This window comes from Enterococcus sp. AZ101 (genome assembly GCF_050499005.1).
Lineage (GTDB): Bacteria > Bacillota > Bacilli > Lactobacillales > Enterococcaceae > Enterococcus_L > Enterococcus_L ureilyticus.
The window spans coordinates 234,185-246,442 of record NZ_JBMHEZ010000002.1; the positions used below are offsets into that span (position 1 = coordinate 234,185).

Genomic DNA, 12,258 nt, shown 5'->3' on the forward strand with positions numbered 1-12,258 from the left:
TCGATCGAATTTGATGAAGTCTATGAGCAGGTTCGTTTAAACTGTTTACGTTTTTTGAAAATCGAAGATTTTACTGAAATCGACCGCTTGACGATTCCTGATTATGAGTTGCGAATGAGAGCATATCAATTGAAGCAACTGGATCGGCAATATGAGATCCATATGCAAGCATGGGCTACAGTGATGGCTGGACAAACGCGAAAAGGCAAACCAATTTTTAGGACCTTTGATAAATTTTTCGATTATCGCAAAGCAGAAAAGAAACTACTAGGCAGACAACAAAGAACGTCTCCAGATAAAGAAAAACTTCAAAATTGGATCGCGAATTTTAATTCATAGGAAAGGAGGGGAAAAATGGACTATAAAATTAATGTAAAGGCCATCTTATCTGCTGTAGATGGAGGCTTAAACGGAGCATTAACTCAAATAACTGAAAGCACTGCTCAATTAGAAACACAAATCAATCAATTATTTTCTTCTGTTTCAAACCCGGGCACAGCAAAGGATACTTTTAATGAAATAAAAGGCTCCCTAGAAGAATTAGATAGTGCTTTAGAGAAATTTGGTTTACCCTCTGTTGAATCAATGTTTACAAGCTTTGGTTCACAGGCAACAAGTCAACTAGGAAAAGCTGCAGAGGCGTTCAATGCACTAGGTAAAAAATCACAGGGACTAAGTGGGATTGTTTCAACTAGTTTTAGTAAGATGCAATCACCCTTTAAAGAATTACCTACAAAAATGTTAGACCCGTTTATCTCATTAGATTCTAAAGTAACTGGCTTTACACAAAATCTAGCCAAAACAGTGACAAGCTTAGCGCCACAGATGGCATATGGCATGCTGTCTTTAGAAGTAGGCGTAGGAAAAGCAATGGATAAAATGGGTTCAGGTGCATTGAATGTAGTAGGTTTTTTTGAATCGATTTCATTAGGTTCTAAAAAAATTGCTGGAGAAGTTCCCTTAGTCACAAAAGCCTTTGGCGGCATCGGTCAAGGAATCCAAAAATCTGCCGGAGTAGGGACAACCGCTATGACGACAATGATTCAAGGATTAACATCTGTTTTCGGGGTTGCTTTACAAGCACTGGGGCCAGCAGCGATTTTGGGTGTTGCTCTTGTCGGTCTAGGATTAGTGAACAGCCAATTCGGAGATCAGCTGGGAGGAATGATTACTACCGCAATTGAAAAAGGCCCCGAAGTGATCCAAGGTTTTATCAGTGGAATCATTTCCAAATTACCCGATTTAATGGCTTCAGGAACACAATTGATTGCAGGTCTTGCAGAAGCGATCGCTGTCAATCTTCCTGTAATCATGCAAAGTGCAGTCGATCTGATTAACGCACTCGTTCAAGGTGTGATTGAAAGCTTACCAACCTTGATTCCAGCAGCTTTAATGTTGATCGAATCTTTAGCCACAAGTTTACTATCAGCAGCACCACAGTTGTTGATGACAGGTTTAGATTTATTGATTGCGTTAGTTGACGGAATACTGGCGAATAAGGACCAAATCATTGATACAGTAACCAATATAATTGAGGCCTTCACTGCAAATATCACGAATAATTTACCGTTGATCATTGACAAAGGGATCGAAATTTTAACCAAGCTAGCTGAAGGGGTAGCCTCTGTTTTACCTGCATTAGTTCCAGTGGCATTGCAAGCTATTACGACCTTAGTTAGAACCCTATCTGAAAATTTACCGAAACTATTAGATGCAGCAGTAGAAATTGTTGGAAAACTGTGCGAAGGATTGTTAGCGAATTTGCCACAAATCTTAGCTGCCGCAGTTGAACTTATTTTAGCTCTAGTAAAAGGCATCGGAGAAAGTATCCCGAAAATCATTGCAGCTGGTGCTAAAATTGTGTTGAAACTTCTTGAAACAGTGATCAAAGCGGTTCCAGATTTAAAAGAAGCCGGCACAAACTTAATCCAAGGCCTGATTGATGGGATCAGTGGTATGGCTAAAGCAGCGTTAGATGCCGTTATGGACATTGGAAAAAGCATTGGAGATACCTTCAAAGGTCTGTTCAAAATCCATTCGCCATCTCGCTGGATGCGAGATGAAATCGGCGCAATGCTGCCAGCAGGTCTTGCCATTGGGATCGAAAGAAATGCTCATGTAGTAGATCAACCAATGGACAAACTAGCTTCACAAATCATGCTACCAAGCCTAGACAGTTTAGATCAGCATTTGGCAACAGTACAAGATGTGTCCGTCCAATCCAGCAGTAAACAAATGCAAGTTCAAACCAAACAACCAGCAACATTCAACATCAAACTCGGCAATCAACAATTCAAAGCCTTTGTTTCAGATATTTCAGAAGCAATGGGACAAGATTCTGCTATTAACTTAGCATTTTAGAAGGAGGGAAAACATGTATTATTTTGAAGACACAACGAAAAAAGTCCATAAAGATGATTTGATCCTTCCTTCTTCAGCCATGATGTATGACGGTGTGTATCTAGAAAAAATGATCGACGGCTACCGTACGTTAGCTGTAACAGGTAGAGAAATGCTATCACTGGATATTGAAACACAAGAAACACAAGTAGGGAGCATCAAACTGAATCAAAAATTACCAGCTCGAACAATCAAAGTAAGCTATCAATTGATCGGAAATGATGCGAAAGATATACAGAAGAAATACCGGCAATTGATGCATTTACTTTATAAAGAGTCAGATGTTGAGATTCGCTTCAAAGACGAATTGGACTACCATTATCATGGACAATATAGGACGACAGATGATGTTCGGGGAGATACAAATAATATTATTGCAAGTTTTGAAATTCTTTGTACAGATCCAAAAAAATATTCCGTTCTGTTAAAAACAGACGGAGCGATTACGACCTATTTACCCTATCATACAGCACCAGAAAAAATTGCTGTGACTATTGCAGCGTTTGGTTCTTTAGTGATTACAAATGGAGCAAAAACAATCAAAATCACAAGCTATAATTTAAGTGCGGGCGACCAAGTTGTTTTTGATTTCTTAAAGGGAAAAGTCTTTGTCAATGAACTAGATCAAACCTTTTTACTAGATTTAGAAAGTGATTTTGAGAATTTTAGTATTAAAGAAGGTCAAACTGTTCAGTGCAACAATGGTAAAATGACTATTTCCTATAGGGAGGTTCAGTTATGAATAAAAGTGTTTATTTCTTTGATGAGCGCCAGCACTTGTTACGAATCGTGAAAGAAAATGAGTTGATAGAAGTCATCCAGGAAAAGGAAATTACCGCAAACAAAGAGGAATTGATGAATGATACTCTAAATGTATCTACTCTATATGATGACGAATTAAAACAAGCAGCTTATATGGCTGTGAAAGAAGAAGCATCTTCCTATAGTTTATACAGAATTATTTTAGATAGTGAAGAGGAAAATTTGTTATCCTTTGTGGGAATTAGCTTTGCACCTGACGAGCTTGATTCATATGTTGTTAAAAATATTCAAGTAACAAATGAATCAGTCAAGAGTACAATTCAAAAATTATTAGTAGAAACAGAATGGCGCGTAGACAAATTAGACGCAAATTTACCTGCAATAACAGACGATTTCAGTTTCCTATCTGTACGGGATGCATTAAAAAATATTCAAACACAAGGCTGTGAAATTCTTTTTAAATATAAGATAGATGGCATTGGGATTACAGATAAATGGATAGAAGTTTATCGTGAAATCGGTGTAAAAAGCAAACAACGTTTTACTTACGGTGACAAGGCATTAAGCATTGTGAAAGAACAAGACCGTAATCAAGTATATACAAGCTTGATTGGCCGCGGACGTGGTGAAGATGTGGGAGATGGCAAGGGCAAACGGATCGAATTCACGAATGTAGAGTGGAAAAAAAGCAATGGCAATCCTTTGAATAAACCCAAGGGCCAAAACTGGTTAGAATTTCCTGAAATGACCAAACTATATGGTATTCCCTTAAAAAATGGCGGCATGCGCAGACGAGAAAAAGTCATCACGTTTGACGATGAAGAAAGTCCAGAAAAATTACTACAGCAAACCTATCAGTCTCTGGTGGAGTATTCTCGACCACTTGTCCAGTTTAAAACTGAGATTTTAGGCGGCGATACAATTGGCAATACCGTAACGATTCATCGACACGATCGGAATTATCATTATCAAACACGGATTTTTAAAGTGAAGATCGATCGTTTAACTGGCAAAGTCGAAGCAGGCTTAGGGGATAACATCACGAAAAGCATTTCAAAAGCCACATCTGATTTAAAGGGGAATGTTGATTCTTTAGAAGAGAAGAAGATGACTTTTTATGACTCAGAAGAAATTTCGAAATGGCAAGATGATATTATTCGTGGAGCTAAAGGCGGCTCGATAAAATTGATGAATGGGATTGAAACAGGTAAATCCCAAAGTCGTGAACCATATCAGCAAGTTTTTATGAATGGCAATTCGCTAGAAAATAGTAAACATTTTTTGATAATGAATTCTGACGGCATAGGTTTTGTTAAAGACAAATTTACCAATAAACCTCAAACTGCTTGGACAATCGATGGGAAATTTAATGCTGATTATATTAACACGGGTACTTTGAGAGCCATTGATATTAAAGGCGTAAATATTTACGGCTCCCAATTTGAATCAGATAGTAATGGATTTAAAGTGCATATTCTTGATGGTAAAATTCGCTTTCTTAATTCAAAAACAGGAAAAGAGCTCGGAGCAATTGCTCCAGCATTTACAGAAGGCAAATTAGATGGTTATACCATTATCCAAAAATCAGGCTATTCGATCAATATAGCGACACAATCAACCGATGCTAAAAATCATGCCAATGTGATTAGTATTCCACCCGACAGCACAGCAGATAATCCTAAGCTAGAGATTTTTGGAAAAGTTGCTCTCAAAGGTGAATTAAATATAAACGGTAAACTATTTCTTAATGGAAAAGAAATTACAGGAAACGGCAGCGGCGGGTCTGGTGGAGACGGTGGCATCCCACCAGAGCTGACAACAAATCAAGAAAAAAATGCTTGGGGAATTTGGCAATTCTTTAAAAATAAAGGCTGGACGGAACAATCTATCGCTGGAATGCTCGGGAATATTCAATCAGAATCTGGGATTATGCCCGATATTGACGAGTTAAGTGGTGGAGGTGGCTATGGGTTAACCCAATGGACACCTAAAACTAAGTTGGTTAATTGGTGTAATGAACATGGATTAGACTATCGAACGCTTGATACTCAATGCCAACGAATTCAATGGGAAATGGAAAACAACCAACAGTGGTTTCCCAATTATGAACGCCCAGACTTATCAACTATATCATTTAGGGACTTTACCAAATTATCAGATGTTAGACTGGCAGCGGAATATTTTATTGCATTTTATGAGCATCCTAAATATCCAAATCAACCAGCCAGAGCTCAGCAAGCTCAGTATTGGTATGACAAATTAAGAAATTTAAAACCTGGAGCTGCTACTGGAGCAGCAGGCTTGGCTCATTTAGATACATTGTACAAACAGCCTTTAGGTAATGGACAATGTTATGCTGTCTCAGCAGAGTATTCTGGATTTCTAGGAGGCTGTGGTTTAGGCGCTAATACAGGCTATCCCTTAAGCCATGTGATCGGAAATACTGAAGCAGCGGCTGAAATTGGTAGTGGATATAATTGGGCCGCAGTTGGTTGGAAAGTTATTTATAACCCGTCTTATCAACAGTTAGTCGTTGGGGCGATCATCAACTGGAAACGTGGCGGCAATATTGGCGGCTTTACTGTCGACAGCACGTATGGTCACACAGGTGTCATCCGTGGTTTAACCAATGGAGGCTTCCAAACCTATGAACAAAATATCGGATTAGGACAAGTAGTCGGCAAATATGAGCGATCATGGGTCGGAGCAAGTGAGATCAGCTCAATTGTCATCCCACCCAAATAAACAATTTTTTAGAAAGGAGTGAGTAAATGTCAATCGTCTATCCAATTTTTTTATCAACAACACAACCAAACGATAATATTCCTTCGATCATGATTCGTCAATTTGACGAAGGAAGCCAAGTCTTAGCTGTAACTATAACAGAACATGGAAAACCAAAAGACATTTCAAATTTAACCCCTTTTTTCTGCGTCAAACAAGGACATCATGCAGGTCTCGGTTTATCGGAACAAAAAGTCACTAAAATCATCGACGCAAAAAAAGGAACATTAGAATACACCTTAACCAATTACGATATGCAAAATATTGGAGAAAATACGGCTTACTTTAGCTTTAGAGAACTGCAAAAAGACTTAAGCTGGCACCAACAATTTTCTACCAGTGATTTTACGTATCAAGTCAAAAAAAGCATTTATGATGATGGGGTCAAAGATAGTAACTACATTTGGACATTTGAAGAAATTTTACGTTATTTTACTGAATGGGTGAAAACATGTCAGGAGGTCTATGATGACTGGTATGTGGTAGCACAAGAAGAACTACAGCGGATTATTGCTGAATTCCAAGAGTGGATCACAACAAACCAGCAGCGCTATGATCAATGGTCACAAGGTCAAAGAACAGAATTTGACCAATGGTTTGCTACGATCAAAGGAATTTTAGATGAAAATGCAGCGGGAAATCTTTTGCATTTGATCGAAGAATTAAAACGAGCACATTTTACTTTAAAAAGTGGTGAAACCGGAATTCTTAGAACGATTCGAGATGATAAATTTAGCTTGAATCATAAGGTGACGAAAGTAGGAAGCGTTACTCATAAAAAAGAAGCTTCAGCCTTAGTGATAGCTGAAATCGACAGTGAAAAACAACATACTTTCTTCCTAAGAAAGGTAGGCTCAGTCTAATGGCACATGAAGTAGAAATCAAAAAAGTTATGGAAACCGAGGAATCAGGTGTACAACGTCAAGTTTTTCCTGAAACCCATGTTAGTGCAGTTCTTGGTTTAGATCAAATTGCAACAGCAGGAATTGGTGTTAGATCGATCAATGGAAAAACAGGCGACATCACCTTAACAGCTAAAGATTTAGGTGTTGAGGGAACAGGAATAACAATAGAGAAGGTGGGAACAGTATGACGGATATCGTTGAATTAAAAAGTGATGGATTCGTTGTTTATCCTAAAACCCATGTCAGTGCGGTTGAAGGAATGACAACAATCAAAGGTGAAAAAGGAGACACAGGTCCACAAGGTGCAACTGGAGCTACAGGACCAGCTGGGACAAATGCTACAACAACAGCTGTGGCAACTCAAATTGCAAGTGGATTGATGAGTGCAGCCGACAAGGAAAAATTAGATACATTACCAACAATAACGTTTAGTAAGGTGGGATCAGTCTAATGGCAGATATTGTACAATTAGAAGAAAAAGGGAATTTACTTTATCCGAAGACTCATGTAAGTGCGATTGATAATTTTGATGAAACAGTTGTTAAAAAGACTGGTGATGAGGAAATCACTGGAGTTAAAAACTTTAAAAATAGTATTCAGGTTAATGGAAAAAATTTGCTAGATATTTTTTATCCAATTGGTAGCATTTTTCAAAGTACAGATGCAAGTAATCCAAGTACTATCATGGGAGGTTCCTGGGAAAGAATTAAAGGTAGGGTACTTATCGGTGTAGACGAGGCAGATACAGATTTTACAAGTGGAAAAATTGGTGGAGAAAAAACGCATCAGCTAGCTATATGGAATATACCGAATAGAGTAATTAAATGGACTTCATGGAAAGGTGGAAATATCTCTTATTCTCCTTGGCAAAGTGGAAATGTCGAAAAAGGAAAATTTATAGCAACTGATCCATATGATGCCGGAGACGAGTCAAGTAGACCAATTAGTAATTTACAACCATATATGACAGTTTATATATGGAAACGTATAAATTAGAATAGTAAATCTATACTTTATGGTGATAGTTATTAAGAAAAAAATGAAGTGTTTCGCAAAAAAAGGTATATGAATTATAGACTAATTAACTGGTATGATTTCGGAAGTGAACCGAACTCATACCAGTTAATGTTATTTTAATTTGAATGATATAAGTGTATTTTAACCAATAGCTTTGAGAATTACATTTGATGTTTCGAATTTAACTTGACCGATATGTAACTCTTATCGTAATATAGTTAGGAACCGAACTATGTAGCGAGGAGGAAAATAATGAACAAAAAAATCGGTCTAAAAATCAGAATTTTAGCCAACGAACTCAATCGAAAGTCAGCAGAAATTCTAAAAGAAGAAGACGGCGAAGCCTCTTCAAGTATCCAAATGCGCATTCTAAACTTCATTCACCGCCGTAATAGTCAACAAATCCCAGTCTATCAAAAAGACATCGAACAAGAATTTGACATTCGACGTTCCACTGCAACAGGCGTTCTACAAACAATGGAGAAACGCTTATTTATCGAGCGAAGCAGTTGTAAAGAAGACAACCGCTACAAAACGATTATTCTAACGGGATTAGGCGAACATAAAGTCAAAGAAAATATCGTGAAGCTACATAAATTTGATGAGTTGCTCATGCAGGGAATTCCAGAAGAAGAACTAGCAATCTTTTTCAAATTATTGGAAAAATTATCAGAAAACAGCAAAAAAATAAATAAGGAAGGTGAACGGATTACATGATAAAAAAACTGATCGCCAATATCGGTGTCTATAAAAAAGAAAGTATCATTACGCCGCTTTATGTAACTGGAGAAGTAATTTTAGATATCATTATCCCATTGGTTATGGCAATGATGATCGATAACGGCATCGAAAAAGGCGATACCAAAGCCATTTTGATGTATGGCGCGATTTTATTTGTTTGTGCCATCATTGCGTTATTTTTTGGTGCGATGTCCGGTCGATATGCCGCAGTTGCATCAGCTGGCTTTGCGAAAAATTTGCGAGACCAATTATTTGTTCGCATCCAAGGGTTTTCTTTTTCAAATATTGATCGTTTTTCAACCTCTAGCCTGATCACACGGATGACAACAGATGTGACCAACGTTCAAAATGCGTATCAAATGATTATTCGGCTTTTAGTCCGGAGTCCATTGATCATGATTTTTTCATTAGCCATGGCTTATAGTATCAATAAGGATCTGTCCTTGATTTATTTAGGCGTCGTGCCATTTTTGATGATTGGTTTAGCGGCAGTTATTTATTTTGCTCACCCAAATTTTAATAAAGTTTTTCGTATTTATGACAAATTAAATAACGTTGTTCAAGAGAACTTACAAGGAATTCGTGTTGTTAAATCTTATGTAAGAGAAAAGCATGAAGATGAGAAATTCAAAACGGTTTCTAAAGATATTTACAAAACATTCTCGAAAGCACAAAGCATTGTTGCCTTCAATAATCCGATTTTACAGTTTGCAGTCTACACATGTATGTTGTTGATTTCATGGTTAGGGGCAAAATTTGTAGTAGGGAGCACGTTGACTACTGGGGAACTGGTCAGTATGTTTACCTATACAATGCAGATTTTAATGAGTTTAAATATGTTATCAATGGTTTTTGTCATCGTACTGATTGCACGGACTTCTGCTGAGCGAATCACTGAGGTTTTATCAGAAGAAAGTGATTTAAAAAACAATGCAGATCCACTTTATGAAATCCCAGACGGCTCTGTTCGCTTTAATGATGTTTGTTTTAGCTATGCGAATGATCTTGACAAATTAGCATTGATGCATGCAAATATGGAAATCAAATCAGGTGAAGTGATCGGGATCGTTGGTGGAACAGGGAGTTCTAAATCAACATTAGTCCAGTTAATCCCAAGATTATATGATGTGACGCAAGGATCGGTCGAAGTTGGCGGACATGATGTGCTAGAGTATGATTTGAAATCTTTGCGGGATCAAGTCAGTATGGTTTTACAAAACAATGTATTGTTTACAGGAACAATCAAGGAAAACCTACGTTGGGGAAATGAAGATGCGACAGATGAAGACTTGATCAGAGTTTGTAAGATTGCACAAGCGGATAGTTTTATTGAAGAATTTCCTGATAAATATGATACGATGCTTTCCCAAGGTGGGAATAATGTATCTGGTGGGCAAAAACAACGTCTATGTATTGCCCGTGCGTTGTTGAAGAAACCAAAAATTTTGATTTTAGATGATTCGACAAGTGCCGTAGATACAAAAACAGATCGTTTGATTCGGGAAGGAATGCGACAAGAAATTCCTGGAACGACAACCTTTATCATCGGACAACGTGTTTCTTCTGTTCAAGATTCTGATCGTATTATTGTGATGGATAAAGGCTTGATCAATGCCATCGGAACCCATGACGAATTACTTGCTACTAATCAAATATATCAAGAAGTCTATGAGTCTCAGGAGAAAGGATTTGGTGAAGAGAATGCGTGATGAACAAACAAAAGGGATTCGCAAAAGTCAAGATCCTTTGAGAACGCTAAAGCGACTGTTTTCATATATGGTTAAAAAATATAAGTTTCGTCTCGTATTAGTAATGATTCTCATTTTGCTGAGTACCTTCGCCAATGTTCGAGGCTCGTTATTTTTACAAGTTGTGATTGATGACTATATCACACCATTACTTGGACAAAGTAATCCTAATTTTTCTGGATTATTGAAGGCAATTACGACGATGGCACTAATTTATGGTGTTGGGATCATTTCAAATTTAGGGTTTAATCTCATTATGGTACGTATCAGCGAAGGCACACAAAAAACGATTCGAGATGAAATGTTTACCCATCTTGAGACATTACCGATTCGCTATTTTGATTCGAATTCTGATGGGGATATCATGAGTCATTTTACAAATGATACGGATACTTTGCGGCAGATGATTTCTCAAAGTATTCCTAATCTGATTGCAGCGGTGGTTAGTTTTATCAGTGTGTTTATTGCAATGTTTACCATCAGTGTGCCATTGACTTTAGTGGTGCTCGTCTCTGTTTCTATAATGATTGTGACCATTCGAATGATAGCTGGGCGCAGCAGTGGTTATTTTGGCAAACAGCAACGGGATTTAGGTAGTGTGAATGGTTATATCGAGGAAATCATGCATGGGCAAAAAGTCGTGAAAATTTTTAATCATGAGCCTCAAACAATCAAGCAATTTAAAGAAATCAATGAAGAACTACGTCAAAGTGCTACACAAGCCAATAAGTATGCCAATAGCCTAATGCCGATCATGATGAATTTATTAAATATTCAATATGTCCTTTTGGCAGTCGTTGGAGGAATCTTTTCGGTATATGGTGTTTCTGGTTTGACGATTGGGATGATTGCCTCATTTCTACAATTGAGTCGTTCATTGAATATGCCGATCAGTCAAGTGTCCCAACAAATCAATTTTGTCATTATGGCTTTAGCTGGAGCAGATCGGATTTTTACATTGATTGATGAAAAATCAGAAGTAGATGACGGGTATGTGACGTTAGTTAATGTGAATCGTGATGGAGATAAATTTTTTGAAAGCGACACAAGAACTGGTATTTGGGCATGGAGGCATCCGCATCACGATGGCACGGTAACCTATACGGAATTAACTGGAGATGTTCGTTTTGAAGATGTGTCCTTTGGCTACAATAGTCAACATCGAGTATTAAAAGACATCAATCTGTACGCAGAACCAGGTCAAAAAGTTGCCTTTGTCGGCGCCACCGGAGCTGGTAAAACCACGATCACGAATTTGATCAATCGTTTTTATGATATTCAAGAAGGTAAAATTCGCTATGATGGGATCAACGTAAAAAAAATCAAAAAGAGTTCTTTAAGACGATCTTTAGGAATTGTTTTACAGGACACCCATCTATTTACTGGAACGATTCGCGAAAATATTCGGTATGGTCAATTGAATGCATCTGATGAAGAGGTGATCCATGCAGCCAAACTTGCCAATGCAGAAGATTTTATCAATAATCTACCTGAGAAGTACGATACTGTGATCACAGGTGACGGAGAAGGCTTGTCACAAGGACAGCGTCAATTATTAGCAATCGCACGAGCAGCCATTGCTAATCCACCAGTGATGATTTTAGATGAAGCAACCTCTAGTATTGATACCAGAACCGAAAAACATGTACAAGCGGGGATGGATCGTTTGATGAAGGGCAGAACTGTATTCGTTATCGCTCATCGTCTATCAACAATCCAAAATTCGGATGCCATCATGGTGATGGATCATGGTCGTATCATCGAACGAGGCAGTCATGAAGATTTACTAGAAGAAAAAGGAATTTATCATCAACTGTACACGGGAAAAGTAGAACTATCATAAGAACAATAAAAAAACACCAGCCAATAAATGGTTGGTGTTTTTCATATAAACGTTTAAA

11 protein-coding genes are annotated in these 12,258 nt (G+C 37.7%); all 11 read left to right on the forward strand.

From position 1 onward, the window contains the following. Window positions 1–54 precede the first annotated feature (54 nt). The 11 genes from IGJ50_RS10420 (at window position 55) to IGJ50_RS10470 (ending at window position 12,200) form a co-directional block, all read left to right on the forward strand. A complete protein-coding gene (locus tag IGJ50_RS10420) occupies window positions 55–339 on the forward strand; it encodes a hypothetical protein (RefSeq protein ID WP_083244301.1) in 285 nt (94 codons plus the stop codon). Between the two features lie 15 nt (window positions 340–354). Continuing rightward, on the forward strand, window positions 355–2,361 hold the full coding sequence (locus IGJ50_RS10425; RefSeq protein ID WP_429950270.1) for a phage tail protein: 2,007 nt from the start codon (window positions 355–357) through the stop codon (window positions 2,359–2,361). 13 nt (window positions 2,362–2,374) lie between these two features. Next, window positions 2,375–3,142 carry a distal tail protein Dit gene (locus tag IGJ50_RS10430; protein WP_069639283.1) on the forward strand — a complete coding sequence of 256 codons (768 nt, stop codon included), beginning with the start codon at window positions 2,375–2,377 and terminating at the stop codon, window positions 3,140–3,142. Continuing rightward, the gene (locus IGJ50_RS10435; protein ID WP_429950272.1) at window positions 3,139–5,907 is read left to right on the forward strand and encodes a phage tail spike protein; all 2,769 of its coding nucleotides are present in this window, start codon (window positions 3,139–3,141) and stop codon (window positions 5,905–5,907) included. The genes IGJ50_RS10430 and IGJ50_RS10435 overlap by 4 nt, the downstream gene beginning before the upstream one ends. Window positions 5,908–5,933: 26 nt before the next feature. After that, window positions 5,934–6,809, forward strand: a complete 876-nt coding sequence (locus IGJ50_RS10440; protein WP_429950273.1) for a phage baseplate upper protein — start codon at window positions 5,934–5,936, stop codon at window positions 6,807–6,809. Next, window positions 6,809–7,039, forward strand: a complete 231-nt coding sequence (locus IGJ50_RS10445) for a hypothetical protein (RefSeq protein ID WP_207120996.1) — start codon at window positions 6,809–6,811, stop codon at window positions 7,037–7,039. The genes IGJ50_RS10440 and IGJ50_RS10445 overlap by 1 nt, the downstream gene beginning before the upstream one ends. Then, window positions 7,036–7,302: a collagen-like protein gene (locus tag IGJ50_RS10450; RefSeq protein WP_429950275.1), complete on the forward strand. Its 267-nt coding sequence runs from the start codon at window positions 7,036–7,038 to the stop codon at window positions 7,300–7,302. Before IGJ50_RS10445 ends, IGJ50_RS10450 begins: the two co-directional genes overlap by 4 nt. Continuing rightward, on the forward strand, window positions 7,302–7,847 hold the full coding sequence (locus IGJ50_RS10455) for a phage baseplate protein (protein ID WP_429950277.1): 546 nt from the start codon (window positions 7,302–7,304) through the stop codon (window positions 7,845–7,847). Before IGJ50_RS10450 ends, IGJ50_RS10455 begins: the two co-directional genes overlap by 1 nt. 273 nt (window positions 7,848–8,120) lie before the next feature. Then, the gene (locus IGJ50_RS10460) at window positions 8,121–8,585 is read left to right on the forward strand and encodes a MarR family winged helix-turn-helix transcriptional regulator (RefSeq protein WP_429950279.1); all 465 of its coding nucleotides are present in this window, start codon (window positions 8,121–8,123) and stop codon (window positions 8,583–8,585) included. Continuing rightward, on the forward strand, window positions 8,582–10,318 hold the full coding sequence (locus tag IGJ50_RS10465; RefSeq protein WP_429950280.1) for an ABC transporter ATP-binding protein: 1,737 nt from the start codon (window positions 8,582–8,584) through the stop codon (window positions 10,316–10,318). The genes IGJ50_RS10460 and IGJ50_RS10465 overlap by 4 nt, the downstream gene beginning before the upstream one ends. Next, window positions 10,311–12,200, forward strand: a complete 1,890-nt coding sequence (locus IGJ50_RS10470; RefSeq protein ID WP_429950969.1) for an ABC transporter ATP-binding protein — start codon at window positions 10,311–10,313, stop codon at window positions 12,198–12,200. Before IGJ50_RS10465 ends, IGJ50_RS10470 begins: the two co-directional genes overlap by 8 nt. Window positions 12,201–12,258: the final 58 nt, after the last annotated feature.